The sequence below is a fragment of the Mesorhizobium sp. M7A.F.Ca.MR.148.00.0.0 genome (genome assembly GCF_003997735.1).
In the GTDB taxonomy this organism is placed as follows: Bacteria; Pseudomonadota; Alphaproteobacteria; order Rhizobiales; family Rhizobiaceae; genus Mesorhizobium.
In genome coordinates, this window is record NZ_RZTB01000040.1 from 21033 (window position 1) to 47180 (window position 26148).

The 26148-nt window shown below is 64.3% G+C and carries 20 protein-coding genes; 6 read left to right on the forward strand and 14 right to left on the reverse strand.

Annotated elements, in window-relative coordinates:
- Positions 1-191: 191 nt before the first annotated feature.
- The 8 genes from EOB49_RS16865 to EOB49_RS16900 all read right to left on the reverse strand — a co-directional run bounded on the left by EOB49_RS16865 (position 192) and on the right by EOB49_RS16900 (position 10906).
- Complete coding sequence (locus EOB49_RS16865; RefSeq protein WP_127381624.1) at positions 192-1151, reverse strand: AraC family transcriptional regulator; 960 nt, start codon at positions 1149-1151, stop codon at positions 192-194.
- A 207-nt stretch (positions 1152-1358) separates the two neighbouring features.
- On the reverse strand, positions 1359-2240 hold the full coding sequence (locus tag EOB49_RS16870) for a DMT family transporter (RefSeq protein ID WP_127381625.1): 882 nt from the start codon (positions 2238-2240) through the stop codon (positions 1359-1361).
- A 221-nt stretch (positions 2241-2461) separates the two neighbouring features.
- The gene (locus tag EOB49_RS16875; RefSeq protein WP_127381626.1) at positions 2462-3544 is read right to left on the reverse strand and encodes a histidine kinase dimerization/phosphoacceptor domain -containing protein; all 1083 of its coding nucleotides are present in this window, start codon (positions 3542-3544) and stop codon (positions 2462-2464) included.
- A 166-nt stretch (positions 3545-3710) separates the two neighbouring features.
- Positions 3711-5201, reverse strand: coding sequence for an efflux transporter outer membrane subunit (locus EOB49_RS16880; protein WP_127381627.1), 1491 nt, complete (start codon positions 5199-5201; stop codon positions 3711-3713).
- A gap of 12 nt (positions 5202-5213) precedes the next feature.
- Positions 5214-8357, reverse strand: a complete 3144-nt coding sequence (locus EOB49_RS16885; protein ID WP_127381628.1) for an efflux RND transporter permease subunit — start codon at positions 8355-8357, stop codon at positions 5214-5216.
- 3 nt (positions 8358-8360) lie between these two features.
- A complete protein-coding gene (locus EOB49_RS16890) occupies positions 8361-9566 on the reverse strand; it encodes an efflux RND transporter periplasmic adaptor subunit (RefSeq protein ID WP_164781706.1) in 1206 nt (401 codons plus the stop codon).
- A 303-nt stretch (positions 9567-9869) separates the two neighbouring features.
- A complete protein-coding gene (locus EOB49_RS16895; protein WP_127270464.1) occupies positions 9870-10076 on the reverse strand; it encodes a hypothetical protein in 207 nt (68 codons plus the stop codon).
- A gap of 155 nt (positions 10077-10231) precedes the next feature.
- Entirely contained in the window at positions 10232-10906 is a 675-nt protein-coding gene (locus EOB49_RS16900) for a hypothetical protein (RefSeq protein WP_127381630.1), read from the reverse strand.
- A gap of 211 nt (positions 10907-11117) precedes the next feature.
- Here EOB49_RS16900 and EOB49_RS16905 point away from each other — a divergent pair, with 211 nt between their 5' ends.
- The 6 genes from EOB49_RS16905 (at position 11118) to EOB49_RS16930 (ending at position 18793) form a co-directional block, all read left to right on the forward strand.
- Positions 11118-11846 carry a response regulator gene (locus tag EOB49_RS16905; protein WP_127381631.1) on the forward strand — a complete coding sequence of 243 codons (729 nt, stop codon included), beginning with the start codon at positions 11118-11120 and terminating at the stop codon, positions 11844-11846.
- Complete coding sequence (locus tag EOB49_RS16910; RefSeq protein WP_127381632.1) at positions 11843-13084, forward strand: ATP-binding protein; 1242 nt, start codon at positions 11843-11845, stop codon at positions 13082-13084. Before EOB49_RS16905 ends, EOB49_RS16910 begins: the two co-directional genes overlap by 4 nt.
- Positions 13085-13694: 610 nt before the next feature.
- Positions 13695-14861 carry an acyltransferase gene (locus tag EOB49_RS16915; RefSeq protein ID WP_127381633.1) on the forward strand — a complete coding sequence of 389 codons (1167 nt, stop codon included), beginning with the start codon at positions 13695-13697 and terminating at the stop codon, positions 14859-14861.
- The gene (locus EOB49_RS16920; protein ID WP_127381634.1) at positions 14858-15964 is read left to right on the forward strand and encodes a glycosyltransferase family A protein; all 1107 of its coding nucleotides are present in this window, start codon (positions 14858-14860) and stop codon (positions 15962-15964) included. Before EOB49_RS16915 ends, EOB49_RS16920 begins: the two co-directional genes overlap by 4 nt.
- Positions 15965-15967: 3 nt before the next feature.
- Positions 15968-16999 (forward strand): glycosyltransferase, encoded by a 1032-nt coding sequence (locus EOB49_RS16925; protein WP_127381635.1) that lies wholly within the window; start codon positions 15968-15970, stop codon positions 16997-16999.
- A gap of 9 nt (positions 17000-17008) precedes the next feature.
- A complete protein-coding gene (locus EOB49_RS16930) occupies positions 17009-18793 on the forward strand; it encodes an ABC transporter ATP-binding protein (protein WP_127381636.1) in 1785 nt (594 codons plus the stop codon).
- Between the two features lie 287 nt (positions 18794-19080).
- Here the strand turns inward: EOB49_RS16930 and EOB49_RS16935 are convergent, their stop codons facing one another.
- The 6 genes from EOB49_RS16935 to EOB49_RS16960 all read right to left on the reverse strand — a co-directional run.
- Positions 19081-20547: a hypothetical protein gene (locus EOB49_RS16935; RefSeq protein WP_127381637.1), complete on the reverse strand. Its 1467-nt coding sequence runs from the start codon at positions 20545-20547 to the stop codon at positions 19081-19083.
- Between the two features lie 325 nt (positions 20548-20872).
- A complete protein-coding gene (locus EOB49_RS16940; RefSeq protein WP_127381638.1) occupies positions 20873-23077 on the reverse strand; it encodes a diguanylate cyclase in 2205 nt (734 codons plus the stop codon).
- A 177-nt stretch (positions 23078-23254) separates the two neighbouring features.
- Positions 23255-23527 carry a cell division topological specificity factor MinE gene (minE, locus tag EOB49_RS16945; RefSeq protein WP_023813379.1) on the reverse strand — a complete coding sequence of 91 codons (273 nt, stop codon included), beginning with the start codon at positions 23525-23527 and terminating at the stop codon, positions 23255-23257.
- A complete protein-coding gene (gene minD, locus EOB49_RS16950; RefSeq protein ID WP_013530671.1) occupies positions 23524-24339 on the reverse strand; it encodes a septum site-determining protein MinD in 816 nt (271 codons plus the stop codon). The genes minE and minD overlap by 4 nt, the downstream gene beginning before the upstream one ends.
- A gap of 64 nt (positions 24340-24403) precedes the next feature.
- Positions 24404-25204, reverse strand: a complete 801-nt coding sequence (gene minC, locus EOB49_RS16955; protein WP_127381639.1) for a septum site-determining protein MinC — start codon at positions 25202-25204, stop codon at positions 24404-24406.
- A gap of 315 nt (positions 25205-25519) precedes the next feature.
- A partial coding sequence (locus EOB49_RS16960) for a hypothetical protein (RefSeq protein ID WP_206526114.1) occupies positions 25520-26148 on the reverse strand: 629 nt, incomplete at its 5' end.

Consider the following 26148-nt stretch of genomic DNA (forward strand, 5'->3'; position numbering starts at 1 on the left):
CCGCACAAATGAGCTGCGGAGATCCAGCTGTTGTCGAGAAATCCGGTGTTGCATTGTCCGCCCGCCGCGTCTTGGGCTGGGCCGCACCCGAATTGTCAGGGAAAGCATAGCAGCGCTTTCCCGGCTGGTGTGGCCATTCGGCCTCAGTCGATTGGCGTGTCGTGTATCCGGCGGGGTTAGCGGCGACGAAACTACCTGGCACTGCCCGGTGTCGAGCCGAATCGGCGGCGGAAGCAGCGGTTGAAATAGGAGACGTCGGAGAAGCCGCTGAGCAGCGCGATCTCGCTGATCCGCATGCGGTCATTGTGCCTGTCGCGGAGCATGCGATGCGCCCTTTGCAAGCGCAGTTCGAGAATGCGCTCGGCAAAGCTCACCCCGGTTTCCTGCAGCAGGTCATGGACATAGCGAACGGAGAGCCGCAATTGCCCGGCAACGCCCTGCGCCGAAATGGCGGGATCGGCGAAATTATCCCGCATCTTCTGCAGTATGGCCTGCAGCCTTGCCGCGCGCAGGCCGCGCAGGCCCGCCAGTTCGGCCGCTTCGCCCTTGGCGCCGGTCGCAAGGCCGATCAGGTCGACGATCGTTTCGGTGGCGTGGCCGATGAGGTCGGGCGAGACCAGCGCCGGGCCTGCTTCCAGGAAGCTGCAATAGCGCTTGAGCATGCCGAGCGCCTCATTGTCGGCTCCAACGGTCAACGCCAGCCGATCCTCGATATGAGCGAAGGCATTTTCCAGCACGGCACGAGGGAGCACCACATTGGCCCAGACATTGCTGTCGCCGCCGGTCATCTGCAACGCTTCCGAAGCCGAGACCAGTGCGGCCTCGCCTTTGCCGACGTGATAATCGCGGCCAATCTGCGTGCCGCTGAGCACCGTATCGCCATTGTTCACCAGCAGCAGATAGCCGTCGCGACCATCGGCGGCGATATTGCCCGCCTTGCGGCTGGCATGACGGATCGTCCCGGCCATCTGCCCAAGCACCAGCGAGCCGACAGCGGTGGCTTCGATCGCGGCTTCGAACGACAGTCTCTCCGAAATCGTGTATTCGACCGACCATATCTCGGCGACATGGATGTCCTGCCAGCGCGCGAAGCGTGCGCGATGATCCAGATGCGGCGGCAGATCCGCCGATGAGAAGACGTTCTTTTGCAAGGGGCAACCGGCCTTTTCTACAATCGCGTCTTCATTTCGACACGCACCGTATGGGACCAGATCACGGTCTGTCCAGAGCCGAAAATACTTGTGCGCCAGGTGACAATTCCAGTGCCGTCCTGGACAAGGATTGGCTTAACTTCGTGGATTGGGCTGGTTGAATTTCGGATTACTCGAAAATACCCAGTGCCGACGAATCGCGCCACCCTACTCCGGCGACGGCACCGGCGGCCGTGATGTCAGCGCCGTGCCGAAGGCGGCGACAACGACGGCTGCGATCCCGGCCAACTGTGTTGCGGTCAGGCTTTCATGCAGGAACAGGAAGCCGGCCAGCGCACCCAGCCCCGGCTCCAGGCAGGTCAGCGTGCCGTAGATGCGCGCCGGCATGCGGGTCAGCGCCACCATCTCCAGGAAGAATGGCAACGCGCTGGAAAACAGCCCGACCAGCAGCGCGCTGACCAGGATCGACGGCGCCAGCAGCGCGGATCCCGCCTGCGCGATACCGAAGGGCAGCACGAGCACAGCGGCGATGGCCATGCCGTAGGCAGTGGTGCGGGTGCCAAGCTCCGCGCCGGCCTTCTGGGCAAGCACGATATAAAGCGCCCAGAAGCCACCGGCAGCCAGCGCCAGCATCACCCCTATCGGATCAAGCGGCGCGAGGGAATGAACGAAGGGCGACAACAGCAGGATGCCGGCCACCGCCAGCGCGATCCAGGCAAAGTCGCTGGCGCGCCGCGAGCTCAAGGTCGCCACCAGAAGCGGGCCGGTAAACTCCAGCGCCACCGCGATGCCGAGCGGAATCCTGGCGAGCGCTGCGTAGAACAGGAGGTTGAGCGCGCAAAGCGTCACCCCATAGGCGACCAGCCACGGCAGAGTGGCACGCGAGGGCCGCATCTGCCAGGGCCGCAGCACCGCGATCAGCATCAGCGCACCGATGACCAGCCGCAGCGTCGTCGTGCCTTGCGCGCCGATCTGCGGGAACAGGCCCTTGGCAAAGGTGGCGCCGATCTGGATCGACACCATGGCGCCCATCAGTGCCGCGACCGGCAAGGGCGCCGCTTCGCGACGGGCAATCGGCGTCGATGTCACGTGATCCCAACCTCCATGCCGCCGGGTCCAAACCCGACCGGCGGCATGGAGATAGGGCGAACCGGCCGACCTGTCGTGAGGCAGCGGCGGACTGGCTGCTGGGGCACGGACTGTTGGCACGCCATGAGCCTCCCAGCCCGCGAAGCGTTCATTGCCGCAGTGCACAAGGAATAGCTGGAGATGATCCTGTAGGTGCGAGAGCGCAACGACAACGATACGCTTCAGGCGGTGGCAGCCGAGCGCTTGAACACGATGATCACCTGAGTGCCCTCGCCGGCGCTCGACTTCACGTCGAACTGCGCCTTGGCATTCTCGGTCAGCGAGCGGGCGATCAGCGCGCCGAGCTTGCCGCTCTTGGGCCAGGTTTCGCCGTCCGGCAGACCGATGCCGTCATCGGCGATCACGATGCGGCAGCCATCACCGTCGACGATGCTGTGCAGCGTGATCGTGCCGCCGTCTCGCCCCTGGAAGGCATGTTTGAGCGCGTTGGTCAAAAGTTCGTTCACCACCAGCCCGGTCGGCATGGCGACATTGATCGACACCGGATAGGTGTCGACCTTCATGTCGAGGCGGATGCCCTCGACCGCATGCGAGTTCATCACCGCCGACGCGATCTGGCTGAGATAAACACCAAGATCGACCTCATCCTTTTCATCGTCTCCCGACAGCGTCTGGTAGAGGATTGCCAGCGCATCGACGCGACCTGCCAGCCTCTCGAAACGCTTCTGATCCGGTTCGGCCGCGTTGCGCGTCTCCATCCGGATCAGTGCGGTGATCATCTGCAGATTGTTCTTCACCCGGTGCTGCAATTCGCGCAGCAGCGTGTCCTTCTCGCGGATGCGCTCATCGATCGATCGCGCATCTTCGGTTTCGCCATGGGCCGAGACGTCGACCAGCGCCACCAGCCGGAAGCAGGCCTTGCCATTGTCGTCCTCGATGACGTTGGAATAGACGTCGACGATCACAGATTGGCCTTCTGTCCGCTCCAGCCGGAACGTACCGATGAAATCGGTGTCCTCGACCACGGCCTCGAACAGCGGCCGGTCCTTCTGCTTGTGCAGGCCGGTGCCGGAAAGCGCCGCCCAGTGTTGCCGGGCGAGCGTCGCCGCCTTGAGGCCGGACAGTTTCTCGAATTCCGGATTGGCATAGACGACACGCTCCTTCGAAACCAGGTCCGAGACGGCAATGGCGATCGGTACCTGGTCGAGGAACTTCTTGAACTGTTCGCTTTCCAGCGCGCTGGCAAGGTCCGGCGTTTCGAGCAACTGCCCGACCGCTTCGGCCTTCTGTGTATCGGATGTCATCTGCGGCGCCTGTGCTGTGTGGTCACCATCAATAACAGCGATGCGATCACCCCGCCATCGCCAAAGCTCAAGGCGGCACTTCACGCGCCGTCACGAGCGGTGTGTTCGCACAATCTCGAAATCTGCGTAGCCGCCTCGGAATACTTGACCGAGCCCTGGGAACCGCTCACGAGGCCGGCTTCGACGCCAGCCTTGGCGCGGTCTTGACGTCGACGATCTCAGGCTTGGCACTGTCCACCGTGCCATCCCAGCCGCCACCGAGCGCCTTGTTGAGGGCGATGTAGTTGGTCGCCAGCAGGACGCGGCTTTGCAGCAGCGAGTCCTCGGCCGAGTAGAGCGAGCGCTGGGCGTCGAGCACATCGAGCAGGCTTGTCTCGCCGGCCTTGTAGAGCGTGCCTTCGAGCCGCGCCGCATCGCCATAGGATTTCGCCGAAGAGGCGAGCTTGGCGATCCGGATGCGCTCCTGCGACAACAGCACCAGCGCGTTCTCGACATCCTCGAGCGCCGTCAGCACCGAAGACCGGTATGCGATGAAATATTGATCGCGCTGTGCCTTGGCGACCTCGACGGCCGCCTGCAATTGACCGGCATTGAACAAGGGCACGCTGAGCGTCGGCCCGAACGACCAGCCGATCGACGAGTTCTTGCCGAGATCGCCAAGCTTCAGCGCCGCCGTGCTGATGTCTCCCGTCAGGCTGACCGAGGGATAGCGGGCGGCCTCTGCCTGGCCGATCTTGGCGGTGTATTGCGCATATTGGCGCTCCGCCATGCGCAAATCGGGCCGCGAAAGCAAGAGGTCGGCGGGAATTCCGGTGGGCATCGGCAGGCGTGGTGCAGGGATCGGGGCGACCCGCTTCAGCCGCTCGCTGAGCGAGGCAGGCGGCCGGCCGGCCAGCACGGCGAGACGATGCACGGCCTGGGCATAGCTTGCCTCCAGCGTCGGCACCGCGGCTTCGGTGCTCGCTGCCTGCCCCATCGCCTTGGCGACATCGGCGGCGGTCGCCGTGCCCGCCTGCGCCATGGTGCGGGTAAGTTCGGCGGTCTGCCTTTGCGACGCGGCCGAGCGCCGGGCGAGCGCGATGCGGGCCTGGTAGCCGCGCGCCTGGGTATAATAGGAAGCGACATCGCCGACCAGGGTGAGAAGCGTCGAGCGCAGTTCCTCCTGCGAGGCGTCCAGCCCGTAGCGCGCGGCCTCGACGCCCCTGCGGTTGGCGCCGAACAGGTCGAGCTCCCAGCTTGCATCGAAGCCGGCCTGGTACTCGCTGTAGGTGGCGTCAGAGCCTGTTGTGGTCTCGGCCGATTTGTTGCGGGTGGCCGAGCCGGAGCCGTCGACCGACGGCAGCAACGTGCCGGCACTCTGGCGGTAGCTGGCGCGCGCCTCGCGGATTTTTGCCTTGGCGGTGGCGACATCGAGATTGCCGGCAACCGCTTCCTCGACAAGCGTGTTCAATTCGGGATCGCGCAGCCGCTGCCACCATTTCGAAAGTTGCGCCGGCTGGGCAGGCTTTGTCGGCTTCTGGCCGCTCCAGCTTGCAGGCATCGCCAATATGGGCGTCTGATAATCCGGACCGACGACGCATCCAGCGAGCAGGACAGCGGTAATCATAGGCGCAAGAAGCCGCCTCGCGGCCACCGAGCCACGTTCCAAACCTGTCATGTGAAGTTTTCCTTATTGCTGGTTGGCCGTCACCGGCGTCTCGCCCGTATCTGGTTTGGCCGCCCTGCCCTTGAAGATGCGCCGCACGGTGACGAACAACAGCGGCACCAGGAAGACGCCGATCACGGTCGCCGCGATCATGCCGCCCATCACGCCGATGCCGACCGAGTTCTGCGCGCCCGAGCCAGCACCGCTGGCAATCGCCAGCGGCAACACGCCGAGGATGAAGGCCAGCGACGTCATCAGGATCGGCCGCAGCCGCTGTCGTGCTGCCTCAAGTGTCGCCTCGACGAGCCCCATCCCGGCGGTCTGCCGCTCGATGGCGAACTCGACGATGAGGATGGCATTCTTGGCCGCGAGACCGATCGTGGTCAGCAGGCCGACCTTGAAATAGACGTCGTTGGACTGGCCGAACAGGCTTGCCGCCAGCAGCGCGCCGAAGATGCCGATCGGCACCGACAGCATGACCGCGAACGGGATCGACCAGCTCTCGTAGAGTGCGGCCAGGCACAGGAACACGACCAGCGCCGAAATCGCGTAGAGCGACAGCGCCTGGTTGCCCGAAAGCCGTTCCTGGTGCGACAGGCCGGTCCATTCGTGCGAATAGCCGGGCGGCAATTGCGCCACCAGCCGGTCGATCTCGTCCATGGCCGCACCCGAACTCACGCCCGGAGCCGCGGCACCCTGGATCTCGACTGCCGCCGACCCATTATAGCGTTCAAGCCGGGGCGAGCCGAACGTCCAGTGACTGGAGGCGAAGGCCGAGAACGGCACCATGGCGCCACTGGCATTGCGGACCTGCCATTTGTCGAGGTCTTCCGGCTGCATGCGGAAGTTCGCGTCCGACTGCATGTAGACCGGTTTCACCCGCCCGCGGTCGATGAAATCGTTGACGTAGTCGCTGCCCCAGGCGGAGGACAGCGTGTTGTTGATGTCGGCCAGGCTGACGCCGAGCGCGCTGGCCTTTTCCTGGTCGATGTCGACGGAGAATTGCGGCTGATCCTCCTGGCCGTTGGGCCTCGTGTTGGTGAGCAGCTTGCTCTGCCCGGCCAGGGCCAGAAGCTGGTTGCGCGTTTGGATCAGCGCATCATGGCCGGCGCCGTTGACATCCTGCAAGTAGAAATCGAAGCCGTTGGTGTTGCCAAAACCCTGGATGGCGGGCGGGGCAAGCGCGAAGACCTGCGCATCCCTGATCTTGGAGAAGGCGCCCATGGCGCGGCGGGCGACCGCTTGCGCCGACAGGGCCGGTGATTTGCGCTGGCTGAATTCCTTCATCGGCACGAAAGCAATGCCGACATTCTGCCCGGCGCCGCCGAAGCCGAAGCCGGAAGCGGTGAAGACCCCTTCGACAGCGTCCTTTTCCTCCTTGAGATAGTGATCGGTCACTTCAGCCAGCACGCGCTCGGTGCGGTCCTGCGTCGCGCCGACCGGCAGCGACACGCTGGTGATCAGGATGCCTTGGTCTTCTTCCGGCAGGAACGAGCTCGGCAGCCGGGCAAACATCCAGCCCATGGCGATGACGATGGCGAGGAAGACGGCGAGGAAGCGCCAGGACCGGTTGATGATGCCGTGCGAGCCGTCGCGATAGGCCGTCGTGCCGCGGTCGAAGACGCGGTTGAACCAGCCGAACGGACCGGTCTGCGTCGCATGGTCCTTGGGCCGCCGCAGGATCGTGGCGCATAACGCCGGCGTCAGCACCAGGGCCACCAGCACCGACAGCACCATGGCCGAGACGATGGTTACCGAGAATTGCCGGTAGATGATGCCGGTCGAACCGCCGAAGAAGGCCATCGGCACGAACACCGCCGACAAAACAGTAGCGATGCCGACCAGCGCGCCGGTGATCTCGCCCATCGATTTTCGCGTCGCCTCCTTTGGCGACAGATCTTCCTCCTGCATCACGCGCTCGACATTCTCGACCACGACGATCGCGTCGTCGACAAGCAGGCCGATGGCCAGCACCATGGCGAACATGGTCAGTGTGTTGACCGAATAGCCGAAGAAGGAGAGCACGCCGAATGTGCCGAGCAGCACCACCGGCACGGCAATCGTCGGGATGATGGTGGCCCGCAGATTCTGCAGGAAGATGAACATCACCAGGAACACCAGCACGATCGCCTCGGCCAGCGTCTTGACCACCTCCTCGATCGACAGCCGCACGAAGGGCGAAGTGTCGTAGGGGTAGACGACCTCGACGCCCTGCGGGAAGGTCGAGCTCAACCGATTGATCGTCGTGCGCACCGCTTCGGCCGTGCTGATGGCGTTGGCGCCGGTCGCGAGGTTGATCGCGACACCGGCCGCCGGCTGGCCATTGTAGCGGGCCGCCGTCGTATAGCTTTCAGCGCCGAGCTCGACGGTGGCGACATCGTTGAGGCGAACCAGCGAGCCGTCGACCGTGCTCTTCAGGATGATGTTGCGGAACTGTTCGGCGGTCTGCAGCCGGCTCTTGGCCGTCACCGTGGCATTGAGCTGCTGGCCCTTGCGTTGCGGCATGCCGCCGAGCTGGCCGGCCGAAACCTGCGTGTTCTGCGCCTCGATCGCCGAAGCCACGTCGCTCGGCATCAACGTGTATGTGGCGAGCTTGTCGGGATCGAGCCAGATGCGCATGGCATAGCTGGAGCCGAACAGCTGCGTCGAGCCGACGCCTTCGACGCGCTTCAGCGTGTCGTTGATGGTTGAGTCGACATAGTCGGCCAGATCGGTCGAGTTCATCTTGCCGTCGCTGGAGACGAAGCCGATGACCATCAGGAAGCCGGTCGAGGATTTGGAGACGGTGATGCCGTTGCTCTGCACCACTTGCGGCAGCTGCGACTGGACCAGCTGCAACTTGTTTTGCGTCTGCACCTGGGCGGTGTCGGGATCGGCCGCGGTGGTGAAGGTCAGCGTGATCGAGGCCGAACCGGTCGAGGTCGACGTCGCCGTCATGTAGTCCAGATTGTCGATGCCGGTCATGCCTTGCTCGATGACCTTGGTCACCGAGTTCTCGACCGTCTGCGCGTCGGCGCCCGGATAGGTGGCGCTGATGTTGACTGTCGTCGGCGCGATCTGCGGATATTGCGAGATCGGCAGTGTGGTGAGCGCGAGCAGTCCGCCCAGCATGATCACGATGGCGATCACCCAGGCGAAGATCGGCCGGTTGATGAAGAATGCTGACATCTCTCAGTTCCCGGCCTTCGGGGCGTTGGCGGCCACTTCGGAGGCAGCTGGCACGGACGAAGAGGTCTGCGCGCGGTCCTTGACCTCGCCGGTCGTCTCGTCGATCGTCACTTCGACGCCCGTTGCGTCGCCGCCGGGGCGGACAAGCTGCAAGCCCTCGACAATGACGCGGTCGCCGTCTCCGACGCCTGAATCCACCAGCCAGTTGTTGCCGACGCTGTTGCGCACTGCGAGCACGCGTGTCTCGACTTTCCCTTGCGCGTTGATGACCATGGCAGTCGCCTCGCCCTTGGTGTTGCGGCTGACGCCGCGCTGCGGCACCAGGAAACTGTTCTGGGCAACGCCCTCCTCGACCAGCGCGCGCACATACATGCCCGGCAAAAGCAGACGATCTGGGTTGGGGAACTCGGCCCTGAGCGCGAAAGTGCCGGTGGTCTGGTCGACATTGGCGCCGGCGAATTCCAGCTTGCCGGTCTGCGTGTAGATGGTGCCGTTCTCCAGCTTCAGCTTGACGCTGACATTGGGGCCGCTGAACTTCAGCCGGCCCTCATTGATGGCCTGGCGCAGATTGAGCAGATTGGTGCTCGATTGTGTGACATCGACATTGATCGGATCTAGCGAACGGATGGTGGTGAGCAAGGTGTCCTGGTTGGCGGTGACGAGCGCGCCCGGCGTCAGCGACGACTTATCAATGCGACCGGCGATCGGCGCGGTGATCTTGGTGTAGTCGAGGTTGATGCGCGCGGTCTCGACACTGGCCTTGGCGGATGCAACATCCGCGTTGGCCTGCGCCAGCGTTGCCGCAGCATCGTCATAATCCTGTTTGGAAACAACGTTCTGCTTCAACAGGCCGGCATAGCGGTCGAACTTGGCCTGCGCGGTCGGCACCGCCGCTTCGGCCTTCTGCTGGGCTGCCTGCGCGCTGTCATAGGCTGCCTGGTAGCTCGCCGGATTGATGAGGTAGAGCGGCTGCCCGACCACCACCTCACTGCCTTCCTTGAACAGCCGCGCCTGGATGATGCCGTTGACCTGCGGACGCACATCGGCGGTCAGCGAGGCAGACGTCCGTCCCGGCAGTTCGGCTGTTATCGCCACCGATTGCGGGCGCAGCGTGACGACGCCGACTTCCGGTTTGCCGGGCGCGCCCATGCCGGCGGGGGCGCTGCCCTCCTGCGAGCAGGACGCCAGCAGAAAGGCAGCGGCGAACATCGCGGCCCAGGGCGCCAGGCGGCGTGGCGAAAAACGAGGCTGGCTAGGCTTGGAAATCATGGCCTGGATCTTTCCCTGGAGTTGTGTACGCGCTGGCAATGGACCGCTTGGTCGAGGGGCATGCCGATCCATATGATGATAGGCCGCACCCGTCGGCGGGCGGCGACGAGCAATGCTTGGAAGCGGCTCATGTCGCGCTCCTTCTCGGCGGCCGGAGCTGCTCGAAAGTCGAGTAGCTGGCCTCGATGCCCACCAACATCATTATGCCGATCAGCGAGGACATGCCAAGCGCCTTGCCGGAGTTCACGCGATCTTGCGGTCATGATGTCCATGGTTGTCGAGCGGCTGCGAGAGCGGAAGCGACAGCCGCCAGGCGGCGAAGCGCAGGCGGATCGCGCCCTTCAGCGTGTCGACCGGGAGCGCCAGCGGCATATCGCGCCCGGCAGGACCGAACGAGAGCCTCGGGCTGGCGGACGCGAGCAGCCGCAGCATGATCATGGCTTCCCACATTGTCGTGCTTCCATTGCATGGTTCGAATTAGCGTCATTCGAACTGGACGTGATTGAAACGAGGGATGGCGGAGATACGCCCGCCATCCCCCGGAGAACCGGCCGGCCCGAGAACGGGTTGGGTACCGGGCCGGCCGGTGCAGTCGGTCGGAGTTGTCAGTCGTTCCCGGGCTGGGGCGAGAGCTGCCTGCCATCGTTGGGCAGGCCTCTGGGGCCGGCTGCATCGTTCGGCGGCCCGCCCCAGGGACCGGGGGGTGATCCATGGGGGCGTTCCGCCGAAGCGAGGACTTCGAGTTGTTCGGGCGTCAGCTTGGCACGCAGTTCCGCGATCGCGTCCTTCAGTTTACCGGCCGAAACCGCGCGGGCGGTGACATCGTCGGCCAGCTTTTCCTGGAACGCGAAAGGATCAGGCTTGCCGCCGGGACCCGCCGCGTCGGGACCCTTCGCTTCAGCACTACCGGGCCGCCCGTGGTTGGGTCGAGGCGGCGAAAGCACCGCCTGCAGCGCGCTGGTGTAGTCGCGCCAGGCGTCGAGTTGTTCGGTGCGGATGCCAACGCGGGTCTCCAGCGCGGCGAGCCGGGCGGCCAGCATGAATTCCGGCGGCGGACCCATGCGGCGGGGGCCAAAGCCCTGCCAGCCAAAACCCTGTGAGCCAGGCCGCATCGGTCCATGCGGGCCGGGTCCAGCCATCGGGCCGTGATCCAGGCCGTCCTGAATGGCCATGACAGGTGGCGGCTCGCCGGGTCCGGCGCCGGGATCGGGCTGCGCTGCCAGCGCGGGGTGAATTGCGGCGACGGAAAACAGGCCGAGCGCAAGAAGTCTGCTTCGCATAAAGATGTTCCTTTCTCTCATGCTTCGGACAGTTCAGAGGATAGGAAGCGTCTTTGTCCGCTTCGCGTCGGCGTGTTGCCGAAGGTTTCCGCAAAAGGGCAATTTGTTTCCGAATGTTTCCCTCGGGCCCCCGGAAACGTTCGGTTGCAATTTTCCATGCCGCTCGGGCGCGGCTCCTCCTATAATCGTGGCCAAGGCAAGGGCACGATTGATGCAGTCACAACCCCATATCCTCGTCGTTGACGACGACCGCGAGATCAGGACGCTTCTCCAGCGCTATCTCGACAGCCAGGGCTTTCGCGTCACGGCGGCGGCGGACCGGCGCGAATGCGAGCAACGGCTTGGTGCGGGCCAATTCGCCCTGATCGTGCTCGACGTGATGCTGCCGGACGGCTCGGGGCTCGATATCTGCCGCGGCTTGCGCGACCGCAAGCCGCACACCCCGATCATCCTGCTGACCGCGCTGAAAGAAGATGTCGACCGCATCATCGGCCTGGAACTCGGCGCCGACGACTATCTCGGCAAGCCGTTCAACCCGCGTGAGCTCATTGCCCGCATCCGTGCCGTGCTCCGGCGCTCGGCGCCCGAGGAGGCGCCCGCCTCCCCGCGCGCGCGTACCTACCGCTTCGCCGGCTACAGCCTGGAGCCGGACACCCGCAAGGTGACGGATGCACAAGGCGTGGGCGTCGACCTTACGGGCGCCGAGTTCGACCTCTTGCAGGTGTTTCTCGACCGCCCCGGCCGGCTTTTATCGCGCGACCAGCTTCTCGACCTGACGCAAGGCCGCGAGCGCGACCCGCTCGAGCGCTCGGTCGATGTGCTGGTGAGCCGGCTGCGCCGAAAATTTTCCGACACCGGCGACGGGCCGCTGTTCAAGACCGTGCGCAATGGCGGCTACCAACTCACCGCGCGCGTCGAGACCGTGGAGAGCCACGCGTGAATTCGCTGCGCCGCCGTCTCATCCTGCTGCTGGTCGCCTCGATCGTCGGCGTCGTCGGCCTGGCGACGGCCGCCGTCATCAGCGTGCGCGGCGGCGGACCGCCGCCGGAACTGACCGTGCCCTGGATTGCCCAACAGATGGAACTGGTGGTGCGGCTTTTGCCGGGGCCGGTCCCCGACGTCCTGCGGGTGCAATTCGCCGACCATCCGGCGGGCGGCAAAGTGGCTCGTGCGGAAACGGCGATGCTCAACGACATCCTGCACCGCCGTGGCCTCGACTTCCCGGCGGTCGTCAACGAGAAGTCGGACGAACCCGGCCAGATCGCATCGATGCACCTGCCTGACAGCCGCTGGGCGATCATGGAGGTGCCGCACCTCAAGCCGCCAAGGCGCGAATGGCTGGTTCTGGCCGGCTGGATCTCGCTGATCGTCGCCGGCGCCACGGCGGTGTCGGTCTATTTCACCTCGGTGCTGATCCGCCCGCTCGAGATGCTGGAGGCCGCCGTCTCCAAGATCGGATCGGACGGCGTGCTGGCGGCGGTGCCGGAAGTGGGCTCGGCCGAGGTCAAGGCCACCGCGCATGCGCTGAACCAACTCTCGTCGCGGCTGCGGACCGCCATGGAAAGCCGCATGCGGCTGGTCGCCGCCGCCGGCCATGATCTGCGAACGCCGATGACGCGCATGCGGCTGCGCGCCGAATTCCTCGACGACGAACGCGACAAATGGCTTCACGACCTCGACGAACTCGACCGCATCGCCGACAGCGCCATCCGTCTGGTGCGCGAAGAGGTGAACCAGGACGCCGTCGAACCGGTCGACCTGGCAAAGACGGTGCGCGATATCGAAGCCGAGATGGCATCGCTCGGCCATGCCGTGTCAATCGGGCACCTGGACAAGGTTTGCGTGCGGGCCGGCGCGCTTGGCCTGCGCCGCGCCTTGCGCAACCTGATCGTCAACGCCGCCACCCATGGCAAGGCGTGCCGCATCGACCTGGCCGCAGCCGACAATCGCGCCGTGCTGACCATATCTGACCATGGCCCGGGCATACCCACGGAACTCCTGAACAAGGCGTTCGAGCCCTTCTTCCGCGTCAACCCCGGCCGCCTGCAATCCGTCCCCGGAGCCGGTCTTGGCCTCGCCATCGCCAAGGAGATCATCGAGCGCTACGGGGGCACGGTAACGCTGGAAAACCGCCGGGGCGGCGGGCTGGAACAGACGGTGGTGTTCGACGCGGTGTGACGGATGGCGGCCCACGGCAGATGCTCGCTCAGCCGAGTGACGGACGTTGCGTGCGGCAACCGACGAAAAAACGGCGACCATGCTGCACTGCGCAAAGCCAATGGCTCCAACTCATTTCTCCGCGGAACCAGGATCTAATCCATATAGCCAAACTATAGATTCCAAAATTTCTTGCGACTTCACAAAGAACTAGGCTCTCAAGCCAAGAGCTCCCCTCAATCAACCGGGGCGGGAATATCGGCACAATTTAAACGCCAAGGTTTAATTCTGAGGAAACTCGCCAGAAATGGCGAGAACCGGCCGGTTTTGTCAATTTTTAGCACTTGCTCACATAAGTATTTCAGCCGGGTAGATATTTTGTGTTGCGCTGCACAATGCCGTAGCCGAACGATGTCCTGGGGGGACTCGTTTGCGACTGGACATACGCCGTGGAGGATTCCGCCAGGTTGACCAGCTTGAGTTGTCCGTCCGTCGATTTCGAGCCCGGCCCGGCCGTCCTCGCAATGCGCGGATTTGCGGGTGCCTTGACGGGTCTCGTCCGCCTTAGCCTGCCGCTCGAAACGGCCGGCTGGCGGCTTCATCGCGGACATCAATGCCGCGGAAGCCGCTGATGGGAAGCGCCCGTGACATCCAACTTGATGCGTTGAGAGCCATCGCCGTAACGATGGTGTTGTATTCCCATTTCTTCGCGGAGGAACCTTCGTTCTGGGGCCATATCGGTGTGCGGCTGTTCTTCGTGCTGAGCGGCTTCCTGATTACGCGCCTGCTCCTGGAGGCGCGTTCGGCCACCGAATTCGAAACCGGCCCTGCACTGCGCTCCTTCTACATCAGGCGGATGTTGCGGATATTCCCGCCCTATTTTGCCGTCCTGGGTTTCGTCTGGCTGGTCGACCTGGATCAGTCCAGGGGGTCGCTGGTCTGGCATGCGCTTTATCTGTCGAACTTCTGGTATGCGCAGCACAATAACTGGAACCCTTGGGTGCTGGGCCATTTCTGGAGCCTGAGCATCGAGGAGCAGTTCTATCTTGCCTGGCCGCTGGTCGTCCTGCTGGCCCCACGCCGCCGCTTCGAGGCCATCTGCATCGCTGTCATCGCGCTGTCGCTGGCCTATCGCTTCTATTGGCCGATCACCGCCACGCCGGCGCTGGCGCGCGACCTGCTGCCGCCGGCATCCATGGATGCGCTGGCGTCGGGCGCGCTGCTTGCCTGCTGGCATTTTAGGGGCGCCGGCCTGCCGCACTGGATGCGGCTGGGCTGGCCTGCCTTCGCGGCCGCATTCCTTGTCATCGAGTGGTTAGTCCCGGAGCCCGCCGATCCGACACTGGAATGGGCCCGCTGGCTGCTGCGGGAAGTCCTGCCCCTGGTGCCGCTGATAGTCATCGTGGCAGCCTGTTCGCGCGGCCTTGGCGGCATCCTGGGCAGGCTTGCCGAACTGCCGCCGCTGCTTGGCCTCGGCCGCATCAGCTACGGCGTCTATCTCTATCATCCGATATTGCTGTCGCTCGCCGTCAAGGCGCAGCCCTGGATTCCCCTCAACGTCTCGGAGCAAGGGCCAGGGCGATTCCTGGTCGCGGGCGCCGCCACGATTGTCGCGGCCTCGATTTCCTGGGTGGTTTTCGAGAGGCCGCTCAACAGCCTGAAGCGCCACTTCCCCTATGTCGCGCGCACTCGCTCTGCACAGGGCAGCCATGGCGGCTGGCTCGCGACGGCGGCCGTCGGACCGCCCGATGGCCGCACACCGGCGCTCGAACTCCAGCGCACGGATGCAGGACGATGACCGCCGCGCCGCTCGTCTCCGTCCTGTTGCCGGTCTACAATGCCGGCCCCTATCTCGCCGCCGCGCTGGGAAGCATCCTGCGGCAGGATCACAGTCGCCTGGAGATCATCGCGATCGATGATGGCTCGACCGACAATTCGCTCGAGATACTCGAGCGCTGCCAAAAGGCCGATAGCCGCATTTCGATCATTTCGCGCGAAAACCGCGGCCTTGTCCCGACACTCAACGAAGGGCTGGCGCTCGCCCGGGGCGAACTGGTCGCCCGGATGGACGCCGACGACGTCGCCTATCCCTGGCGTCTGTCGCGCCAGGTGGCGCTGTTCGAGCGGCGGCCCGAACTGGGCTTCTGCGGCGCCGGCGTCGACATGTTGATCCGCGGCCGCATCGCCATCGGCAGGCCGGATCCGGTGTTCAAATTCGGCCGCATCCCTGTATTGGCGATGTTCTTCACGATCTTCATGCACCCGACGGTCGTCTACAACAGGAAGGTCATCGACGACAGCGTTCTCCACTACGACCCGATCTACAGGCACGCCGAGGATTTCGATCTTTTCAGGCGGCTGGCCGGCCGTTACCCGGCAGCCATGATGCCCGAAAACCTGGTCGTCTACCGCGTCCATGAGGCAAGCGTGACCAGCCGGCACGTCAAGGAGATGCGCAGGACGCATTTGCGGATCGTGGCCGAGAACCTTGAGCGCGAGGGCCTGGCGCAGGCCACGCGGGACCTGCGCGACATCGGCGATGCGGTCAGCCACGACACGGTCGCCCGTGCGGCCAGCTTCATCGTCGCGCTGGAGGAGGAAATCCGCTCGCTGCCGGCGGCGACGCGGCCGAGCTTCGAGGCTGGCGCGCTGAACCTGTTCTATTTCCTCTACCAGCTCGTCGCCGACGAAAAGCAGCCGGCGTTGACGCATGAATTGCTGACGCGAACCGCGAAATGGAACGCCATCCGGCGCCGCGAGCAATATGCGCTGCGGCCCGGCGCCTGGGCGCCCTGGCTCAGCCTCGCCTCGCTGTCGGCCAGCAGGCAAGCCGACGCCATGGCATATTTCTTCAAATCAGCGCCCGCCGCGGCGGTTCTGGCACCTTATCAAGCGGTCTGAGGCATGATCGTCAAAGCCAACCAACCTCTGCAGCGCGATCGTTCGACGGCGTCCGACCCCGCCCCGACCGATCGAGGCCGGGACCGATCGCCGGAAGTCAGCTTCATCATCTGCACCCGCAACCGCGTCGCGGTGCTCGATGCCTGCATCAAGTCGGTGCAAGCCGCCTGCCGCGCACATGCCGGCTTCGCCGCCGAACTCGTGGTCGTCGACAACGGTTCGAGCGACCGCACGGCCGAACGCCTGGCCAGCATCGCCGCTGCGTCGGACATTCCGTTCACGCCCGTCTGCGAGCCGCGCCCCGGATTGGCGGCTGCCCGCAACGCCGGGCTGCGGCGCGCGCGCGGCCGTGTGCTGGTCTTCGTCGACGATGACTGCGCGGTCCATCGCGACTATCTGCGCGATCTGGAGCGACACTATGCGTCCGGGGAACAATGGCTCATCCGGGGCGGACGTGTCGAGCTTGGCGATGCCAGGGATTTGCCGTTCACCATCAAGCGGTCGTGGGCGCGCGAGCGGCTGACGCCGGATGTCCATCCCGGAGGTTTCGTGCTGGGCTGCAACATGACGATGCACCGCGACGTCGCGGCCCGCATCGGCTATTTCGACGAACGCTTCGGCGCCGGCGGACCATTGCGGTCGGCAGAGGACACCGATTACCTCGTGCGCGCGATGCTGCTCGGCATCGCGGTCGAGTATGTGCCTGATATGACGATATTCCATCATCACGGCCGGCGGGATCGCAAAGCCATCGAAAAGCTGCACCGCGACTACAGCCTGGGCAATGGCGGGCTCTGCCTGAAGCATGTTCGCCACGCGCCCTGGCTGCTTCGCCATTTCTACTGGGCCGCAAGAGGGGCTATCAGGGAATTGGCGGGAGGACCCGCCTTCGATCGTGAACTCAACCTGCCGCACTGGCCGATCGTCGCCATGAATTTGCTCGGCGCGGCCAGGTTCGCGGTTCTCCTGCTGGCCAGACGGCCGCGGGCCGAGCCGGTGCGGCAAGATCAGCAAGCCAATGCCCAGGCGAGGTGAAACGCTATAATGCCGATGCTGCCGCCAAGCCTGCCGATGCTGTTCCGGGCGTTCGGAAAGCGGCAACTGCGCCTGCTTCCGGCGGTGGTGGTACTCGGCCTGGTCAGCGCCGTCCTCGAAGGGTTCGGCATCGGCCTGATCATCCCGTTGCTGGGCATCATCATGGGACATGGGGATGCGGCCGGCATGGGCGGCTTCTCCGCTGTCCTCCAGCATGTCGGATCGGGCCTGAGCGAGCGCGACCGGCTGATCGTCATTTCGGTCGCCATCCTCGGCTCGATCATCCTGAAGAACGTCTTCGCCTTCGCCAACACGCTGCTGACGACCTTCATCTCCGGCAAGGCAAGCCATTCCATCCGCAGCGCCCTGTCGGAGCAGCTGTTGCGGGTCGGCTATCCGTTCTTCCTGCGGCAAAGCCCCGGACGCCTGCTCAACATCATCTCCAACGAATCCTGGCGGGCCTCCGATGCGATCCAGATCATGCTGTCGGCCATCGTCAGCGCATCGGCCGCCATCATCCTCCTGGCTTTCCTGTTGCTGCTTTCGTGGCGCATGACGCTTCTGGTCACGCTCGGACTGGCGCTCGTCCAGATCGCGCACGCCATCCTCTCGGCCAATCTGAAGGAGCCCAGCCGCAGCGTCGCTTCGCGCAACGGCCATCTCGCCTCGCAGATGCTTCACCTTGTGCATGCCGGACGGCTGATCCGCATCTTCGGACAGGAGAACCGGGAAAAGGCGATATTCGACACGGCGTCGGATGCGGTTCGCCGCGCTTCCTTCGCGCTGCTCGTGCGCCAGGGAGCGCTGCCGCCGCTGACGGAGGTTCTCCACGCCATGCTGTTCCTGGCGGTGGTGATCGGCGCCTGGCTGGCGCAGGTGAGTTTCCCGCTGATTATCGCCTTCGTCATCCTGCTCTACAGGCTGCAGCCGCATATGCGGGCCCTGCAGGGCTCGTGGAGCCAGCTGCAGGGCCTGAGCGGATCGCTAGAAGAGGTGACATGGCTGCTGGATCCCGCCGGCAAGCCGCAACCGCCGCAAGGCGACGGGCCGTTCCACGGTCTGCGCCAGGGCATCAAGTTCGACGGTGTGACATTCACCTATTCCGGTACGGACCGGCGCGAAGTGGTGCTGCATGCGGCGACATTCGAAATCCGCGGTGGCCGCTCGACGGCGCTGATCGGCCGCTCGGGCGCCGGCAAGACGACGATCGTCAATCTCCTGTGCCGCTTCGTCGAACCGGACACCGGCAGCATCCTCGTCGATGGATTACCGCTCGACCGGATCGACGCCAGCCAGTGGCGACGGCACATCGCCCTGGCCAGCCAGGAGCTGGAGCTGGTCGACGGCAGCATTTTTGAAAACATAACCTACGGCCAGGATGCGGCGACAGCCGGCGATGCCGAGGCCGCCGCAAGACTGGCCGAAGCGCATGAGTTCATCGAAAGGCTGCCTCTGGGCTACGAAACGCTGGTCGGCTACAGGGGCGTCAATCTGTCGGCGGGACAGAGGCAGCGGATCGCCTTGGCCAGAGCCCTGGTCCGCGATCCCGATCTCCTCATCCTGGACGAAGCCACCAATGCTGTGGACGGGCTGTCGGAAGCGGCCATCGTCGAGACCCTGAAGTCGAGAGCCGGCCGCCGCACGACCATCGTCATCAGCCACCACCACAGCACCATCTCGTTCTGCGACGACGTGGTCATCCTGAGCGGCGGCCGCGTGAAAAAGCAGGCCCCTTTCGGCGCCCTGGCCTCGCTCAGCATGGACGAGCTTTATCAGCACGAGCCACTCGACTGAGAAGGCACCGGGCCGGCCGCGATCGTTTCCCAGGCGTATTTGCAGCCTCCGCCGGCGGGTCGTCGCAAAGGTTCGAATCAGAAGCTTGGGGAATTGCCGCTGGCACCTTCCGTGATCGCACCAATGCCGTGCGGGACCGAGGCGCGCTACCTTGTCTGTGCGGCGGACCTGTCGATCCGCCTGGCCGGTGCCCCATTGGGCTTACTCTCCGGGTGAGGTGCCGGCCTCCCATGCACAAAACAAAGACCTGAAGCCGGTCGCCTGAAGCCCTTCAGGCGCGACACGCTTTAAGAAGCGGCGCCGACATTCCTGCGCATGCGCCGCCTGCCCGTCGTCCGTGCTTTCTTCGCCATCGCCCCGGCTATCTCGACCACGCCGTTCTCGGGCGGCCTGCCATTGGTGGCCTTGTGGAGCCGCTCATAGGGCAGCAGTTCCTTGATCCGGGCATTGAGCGAGGCGATTTCGGCTTTGAGGTCCTCGCACTCCTGCCTCTGCACGTCGAACTGTATCTGTTCGGACGCCTGTTGCAGCGTCAGTTGAGAAAGGTTGGCGTTCACCTTGGAAAGACTCATCTTGTCGCCTTCGCTCTCCTGGCTCAGCGCGGACAATCTTTCATCGGCGATCTTCTTTTCGGCCAGGGCGTCGTTCAGTTCGCTCTTGAGCCTGGCGATCTCGCCTGCGGCTTCGCTGTTTTCGGTCGACACTTGCTCCAGCCGCGATTGCAGGTTCTGGATCTCCGAGCTCAACCCGCGCATTTCCGCCTGGCCGCGAGCCAGCTCGGCTTCCTTGTCGCCTTCCATCATGCGGGCCGCTTCGCTCGTTTCCGACAGCTTCGCCTGTGCGGCCTCGAGCGACTTCTGGAGCCGCATCTCCTCTTTCTCGCTCTTGCCGAGCGCGGCCAGCAGTTCCGCCAGCCGGGCTGCTTCGCTGGCATGGATCGTCGACAGCTCGTCGAGCCTGTGGCGCGCCTGCGATTCCCGCTTCAGCGCCTTGTCGAGTTCGATCGACAGGTTGACGTGCTTTTCGCGCAGCATCTTGCTTTCGCGCAAGCGCCTGTTGGCCTCGACCGTCCTGGCGGTCAGCCGCTTGGCGATGTCGCCGAACTCCGCTTCGCGCTTGGCGCTGGCATTGGCTGTCTCCACCAGTTCCAGCCTTACCGCGGCAAGTGCCGCACGAAGCGTCTCCCGGTCCTGAACCAGGCTTGTCTCGCGCTGCTGGAGCGCTTCGAAAGCGCCTTCACGCTCGCGCAATTTTCTCGTCGCATCGTGCAGCTTCTCCGACAGCGCCCTCTGTTCGGCGGCCAGGGCCGCATTGGCAACCTCCAGCTCGTTGGCGCGCAGGATGTCGCTGTGCAGGATGTTGAGGAATTCACGCGTCAGATGGTGTGAGGTGCCGATCTCCGACAGCTTGTCGTTGATCTCCTCCAGATAGTCCCTGGCGTCATGGAAGAGACCCTCGAAGGCGCTCAATGCAGCCAGCCGGGTCTGTGTATGGGCGGTCAGCCGTGGCGCGGTTTCGGAACTGTCCGCATCGCCCGCAGCGTCGGCCTTCCCCGCATTGTCGTCATTTGCCGCGTCGGCCTGGGGTGGCCCGCCATCGGCTGCCGTCGGGGCATCCGGCACATCGTCGCTCTCTGGCGGCACCAGGTCGTCGGCATCGAGACTTGCATCCAGCGCGTCCGCCAAATCGATCTGCAGGTCCTGGATCGCTTTATCCACGTCTTCAGCACGCTTGATCAGGCCTCTGAAGTTCATCACCAAACTCCCCTTACGCATACCTCGCTTCGAACTTAACAAATTGCTAATATATCCTTACATCCGCTGCTTGCGCAGGGGAAGCCCCGTCGGCACAAAGGTAAATTTGGGACATTTGGGGGTTGGAATAGCGTGAACAACCAATGCCGCAGCCGGGAAGAGCCGGATTCCTCTGACAGTGTGGAGGTCTGAAGGACGGCAAGACCGTGGCCGCTCAGAAGAGCCCGCGCGAGACCTCGAGGGCAGCGGAGAAACTCGCCTGATCTCTTGGCAGGCGCAAGATCACTATCGCAGGGCCGGGCCGAGTGCTCTAACCCAAACGGTCTCAGCTGCTTTTCGGGGCTGGTACCAACTGGATCGGAGGTCGCTCGCCGGACGCGTTGCCCAGCGCGATGGCGACCCGGTCGCGCCCATTACCCTTGGCTTCGTAGAGCGCGTGATCCGCGGCATTGGTCAATTCGGCCCAGCCCACGCCATGCTCGGGGTAGGCGGCGACCCCGAACGAGGCTGTAACGGTGCCCAGCGTTCGGCCGCGATGCGTCAAATGAAGCTTCCTGATTGCCTGGCGCAGCGCTTCCGCCCGCTCGGCACCTTCCTGGACCGAGCTTCCCGGCATGACCAGGGCAAACTCCTCGCCGCCGTAGCGCGACACGACATCACTATCCCTGGCGTGCTCGATCAAGGTGGCGGCGACCTGCTTCAGGACGAGATCGCCGGCTTCGTGGCCGAACGTATCGTTGAACTGCTTGAAATGGTCGACATCGAGCATGATGACCACCAGCGGCTGGCCCGAGCGTTCCATCCGGCGCAGTTCGCGGCTGCTCGTCTCCTCGAGATATCGTCGGTTGAACAGACTGGTGTTCGGATCGCGGATCGACTGCTGCCGCAGCGTCTCGCGCAGGCGCAGATTGGCCAGGGCGAGCGCCAGCATGTCGACGACACCACGCAGAATCTGCTGTCTTTCAGCCAGCCATTGCGGCTTCTCGGCCGCATTCGGTTCGCACAGATGAAGGATGCCCAGCGTTTCGCCTTGCGCCGCCAGAGGCATGCAGACATAGCCCTTCTTGCCGTTCTCGGTGATATGCGCGCAGCGCGGCGTGAGCATGCCGGGGCCGGCGACATGTTCCTGGCCGCGCCTGAGCGCCCAGCAGTCTTCCGGCGCGAATTGCGTGGCGCTCGAGCGGACGTCGCCCCAATGGGCCATTTCTTCCACCAGGTTGCGCGACGCGCTGGTCAGGTGGACGGTTCCGCTCAAGCCACCGAGAAACTCGGCCATGGCGGTGCCGACCACCGAGAATGCTTCCGGGAAGGTGACGCAGGCCTGCAGCAGTTCGCCAAGCTTCACCAGACGGGTCGTGGTTTCGGACTTTTCGTGCAGTTCACGGTTGAGGAGTGCCAGCTGATCGGCACGCTCGTTGACCACTCCTTCCGCGCGGCGCAGCTCGCTGATGTCGTTGAGCGTAAGGACGAGACCGCCTTCGGATCGGCTGAGCGGACCGCAACTGGCGATGACCGGCAGGTGCGAGCCGTCGGATCTGGCCAGGCGCACCTCGCCCTGCTGCTGGCGGCCCGTGGCTAGCGCCATTTCGATGGGAGAAGCGCCGGCGGCGAACGCGCCGCCTCTGGGATCGCGAATGGTCAGCACCGAATCCCATTGCTGCCCGACGATCTTGTCGGCACGCCGCCCGATCATCGTTGCCGCCGCCGGATTGGCGCTGGCGATCCGGCCGTCCCCGTCTAGAACCGCGATGCCTTCGGCAGCCGTCTCGACGATGTCCTCGACATGCGCACGCGCCGACGCAAGCTGGTCCGCCATCGTGTTGAAGCCATCGGCCAGCTGCCCGAATTCATCGTTGCGGGCGTGGCTGATGCGCGTCATGGCATTGCCTTTCGCCAGCGCTTCCATGCCGCGCATCATGTCCCCGAGGCCAGAGCTGACACGGCGGAGCAGCTGCCATGCAAAGCCGACCGCGACCAGCACGGCGGCCGCCGTGCTGAGGCCAACCAGCCAGAGCAGGCTGTCGGTGCTTTGTTCGGCGGCCTGCAGAACAGGGTTATATTCCAGCAGCACGGCGCCGATGATCGCACCCTCGGGATTCTCGATCGGAACGGCCAGCATGGCGTTCACTTCCTCCGGGTCGACAAATCTGCGCGGAATGCCATCCGCCAGGGTCTGGCCGATTTCGTTGCCGGGGTCGTGATTGAATTTATCGCCGACCTGGTGCTCTTCGTCGGCGGCATGGGCGAGGATGGTCTTGTTGCTGTCAAGGACCAGGAAATCCCTGTGCAGGCGGCGGTGCTGGTGCAACAAGAATTGCTTGAGCGCCTCGGGCCGATCGAGCAGCGAAAGCGTCCCATCGGTTGATTTGAAGACGATGGTGTCGGCCAATTCCCCAGCGACATTGGTCGCTTCGGTCAACCCCAACGATTTGGTCGCCACTTTCTGCGTAAAGATCGCGACGCCGCCGACCAGCGCGATCAGGGCCGCGGCGGCCACCATGGAGAGAATGATCTGGCTCTTGATGCGCATGTCATGGCTCCGCCGAGAACGACAGCATTGCGCATGTCACATCGAGCCAGCATCTCATTCCCGGCTTTTATTACCAAATGCTTATCAACGTCCTAACGACGCCAGCCGCGGCTCCCCGCACGACGCACGGTTCCTCACCCTCATGAAATGAGGGAGAGGAACCCAAGTCTTGCTAAGTCACCCCGCCATGGCCATCGGCACGGCGCTCTTGTTGGGGATCTGGATGTCGATTTCCAGCGTCGACATGGTCTCGCCGCGGTCCATCGAGACCTGCAGATAGTCCTGGTCGATCTGCACATGCTTGGCGATGACGGCCATGATCTCCTCGCGCAGGATGGAGACGAGGTCGGGCTGGCTGCGGTTGCGGCGCTCATAGGCGAGCAGCACTTGCAGCCGCTCGCGCGCCACCGGGGCGCTGGAGCGCCGCTTGAAGATGTCGAGCAGGTTCATGCCGCCCTCCTTCCCAAAAGACGATCGAGGAAGCCCTTGCGTTCGAAGGGCACGATGACGGGCAATTCCTCGCCCTCCAGCCGCCTGGCGGCGTCGATATAGGCCTTGGCAGCGGAATTGAGCGGCTCCGACAGCGTCACCGGCGAACCGAGGTTGGAGGCGCGCAGCACATCCTGGCTTTCCGGAATGATGCCGAGCAGCGGCACAGACAGGATTTCCAGGACGTCGTCGATGGACAGCATTTCGCCGCGCGACGCACGCGCCGCGTCGTAGCGGGTGACCAGCACATGCTTGGCGATCTGCTCGCCCTGCTCGGCCCGCAAGGTGCGCGCATCGAGCAGGCCGATGATGCGATCGGAATCGCGCACCGACGACACTTCCGGATTGGTGACGATGACCGCCTCGTCGGCAAAGCGCATGGCGAGCTGCGCGCCGCGCTCGATGCCGGCCGGGCTGTCGCAGAACACGTAGTCGAACACCGAGCGCAGCTTGTCGATGACTTCGCCGACGCCTTCCTCGGTCAGCGCATCCTTGTCGCGCGTCTGCGAGGCCGGCAGCAGGAACAGCGTCTCGACCCGCTTGTCGCGGATCAGCGCCTGCGAGAGTTTCGCCTGGCCCTGGATGACGTTGACGAGGTCGAACACCACGCGCCGCTCGGCCCCCATGATCAGGTCGAGGTTGCGCAGGCCGACGTCAAAGTCGACCAAGGCCACCTTCTTGCCGGTCTTGGCCACGGCCGCCCCGAGGGCCGCCGTCGAGGTCGTCTTGCCGACGCCCCCCTTGCCCGAGGTGACCACCACTACCTTGCCCATTGAAAAGCCTCCGTTGTTGTTTTCTTGGTCGAGCGGCCCGGCCGCCCCAATATCGAAACGAATGTCAGCTCAGCGTCGAAACCCGCAAAGCGTCGCCATCGAGAAACGCCTGCACCGGCTTGCCGCGCGAAACGCCTTCCATCTCCTCGGCGGTGACGTACCAGCCGTCGACCGCCAGAAGCTCGGCCTCGTTCTTGCGGCAGAAGATGCGCGCGCCCCTGTTGCCCAGCGCACCCGCCGAAGCGCGCCCGCGCAGCGTGCCATAGACATGGATCGAGCCCGCCGCGATGATCTCCGAACCGGACGCGACCGAACCCAGCACGATGACATCGCCATGCGGATGCACGATCGCCTGGCCGGAACGGATCGGCGCCTTGATCATCAGCGTGCCCGAAGCTTCAACCTGCGGCTCGCTATCGCCCGCCTTGCTTGCGTCAGCCTTGCCGCCCTTATCGAGGCCGGCTTCAGGCGCCCTGCCCTCGGCCTCGCCCTCTGATGTGCTTGAAACATCCTCCCGCGCCTTGCGGGGCAGCAACCCATCCGTCGTCGCCTCCTTGGCGCCGACCAGCACCGGCGGCAGGTTGAGCTCGAGTGCAGTGTGGCCGTCGAGCTCGATGGCATAGATGCGGATGCCGCGATGGCCAAGCACGCCGACCAGCGATTCGATCGCGGCGACATCGGGCTTCAAGGTGTTGAGATCGAGCACCACCGGCCGCCCGGCAAAATAGCCCGGCGAGTTGCCGATCCAGTGGTCCAGCCCCTCCAGCCACACGTCCAAAGGTGCCTCCGGCGTCAGCGTGAAAGCGACGAAAGAGCGGGCGCGAAAACGAATGGATTTGGCCTCGAGGGGGGCGGCAAAGGTCACGGCTGGCGAATCCTTACTGAGAGGTAAACGCTAGCGAGGGAATGGTTAACGAATGGTTAATGGGAGGGGGTGGCGCAACTTAGCAGCCGTGTGAAATTGGAAGGTTGGCCAGATTGTCGCAGTTCCAGCCGGCGACACGCTGTGCGGCTTGAGGTGGGCCGCAAGCGGCCTAGCAGCTTTCGGGTAGAAAGCGCCGAATTCTGCCGTTCCAAGTGGATACGGTGGGGCCAGGCCGGATGATCGCACCAGGATCATCGTCAGCGAAAGTGTCGCACCGTCTAGAGTGATTCGGGCACCGTGTGGACCGGCCACAATCTAGCGGCTGATATAGCTCGCCATCGGCACCCAAGGAAGGTGGTGCTCAGAACTGGACATCAGCAGCAACCGATTGACTGTATTGTCCTGGAAGCCATTGACCCGAAATAGACTGGTTACTTTTCCGGTGCCGTATCGGATGTCCGCCCTGTCTATGGCGCCATCTGCAACTCGCTTACCGCGTAGGAAACGTGCGGCAAGGTGCTTTTCGAAATTGGGTTTCGTCCCTCCCACCTTTCGATCTCTAATGTAGTTGAAGGCCGAGCGAAACACCGACGTGATCTCGGCAGACGCCCCGCTTGCCCCCAACGCCTCGATCGCTTGGTGGTCAACCGGAAACCGAAGAGGCGCCGCCTGAATGGCAAACTGCAAATTTTGAAGCGCCGATTCGGTACCGATGTAGCGGCGGTTGAGCGCAGCTTGCAACTCCCGCCATCTGAAGGGGCTATCGGTGAGTATCTGCGCGCCCGTCGCCTGCGCGAGATACATTGCCATCTCGAAGTTCGGCGCCATCTTCATGATTTCCAACTGACCGCCGGATCCAAGAGAGTTTTCCTGCAGAACGGCCAGAGGATCGTCCAACCTCATCTGTTCAATGAACGGCATCATCTCTTCGACGTCTATGGTCG

Excerpts from the sequence above, each read along its gene's own strand:
- EOB49_RS16930 (WP_127381636.1), top strand. The coding sequence starts at position 17,009 with ATGCCGATGCTGCCGCCAAGCCTGCCGATGCTGTTCCGGGCGTTCGGA.
- EOB49_RS16900 (WP_127381630.1), bottom strand. The coding sequence starts at position 10,906 with ATGCGAAGCAGACTTCTTGCGCTCGGCCTGTTTTCCGTCGCCGCAATT.
- minD (WP_013530671.1), bottom strand. The coding sequence starts at position 24,339 with ATGGGCAAGGTAGTGGTGGTCACCTCGGGCAAGGGGGGCGTCGGCAAG.
- EOB49_RS16880 (WP_127381627.1), bottom strand. The coding sequence starts at position 5,201 with ATGACAGGTTTGGAACGTGGCTCGGTGGCCGCGAGGCGGCTTCTTGCG.
- EOB49_RS16885 (WP_127381628.1), bottom strand. The coding sequence starts at position 8,357 with ATGTCAGCATTCTTCATCAACCGGCCGATCTTCGCCTGGGTGATCGCC.
- EOB49_RS16920 (WP_127381634.1), top strand. The coding sequence starts at position 14,858 with ATGACCGCCGCGCCGCTCGTCTCCGTCCTGTTGCCGGTCTACAATGCC.
- EOB49_RS16915 (WP_127381633.1), top strand. The coding sequence starts at position 13,695 with ATGGGAAGCGCCCGTGACATCCAACTTGATGCGTTGAGAGCCATCGCC.
- EOB49_RS16925 (WP_127381635.1), top strand. The coding sequence starts at position 15,968 with ATGATCGTCAAAGCCAACCAACCTCTGCAGCGCGATCGTTCGACGGCG.
- minE (WP_023813379.1), bottom strand. The coding sequence starts at position 23,527 with ATGAACCTGCTCGACATCTTCAAGCGGCGCTCCAGCGCCCCGGTGGCG.
- EOB49_RS16875 (WP_127381626.1), bottom strand. The coding sequence starts at position 3,544 with ATGACATCCGATACACAGAAGGCCGAAGCGGTCGGGCAGTTGCTCGAA.
- EOB49_RS16935 (WP_127381637.1), bottom strand. The coding sequence starts at position 20,547 with ATGAACTTCAGAGGCCTGATCAAGCGTGCTGAAGACGTGGATAAAGCG.
- EOB49_RS16890 (WP_164781706.1), bottom strand. The coding sequence starts at position 9,566 with ATGTTCGCCGCTGCCTTTCTGCTGGCGTCCTGCTCGCAGGAGGGCAGC.
- EOB49_RS16895 (WP_127270464.1), bottom strand. The coding sequence starts at position 10,076 with ATGTGGGAAGCCATGATCATGCTGCGGCTGCTCGCGTCCGCCAGCCCG.
- EOB49_RS16940 (WP_127381638.1), bottom strand. The coding sequence starts at position 23,077 with ATGCGCATCAAGAGCCAGATCATTCTCTCCATGGTGGCCGCCGCGGCC.
- EOB49_RS16905 (WP_127381631.1), top strand. The coding sequence starts at position 11,118 with ATGCAGTCACAACCCCATATCCTCGTCGTTGACGACGACCGCGAGATC.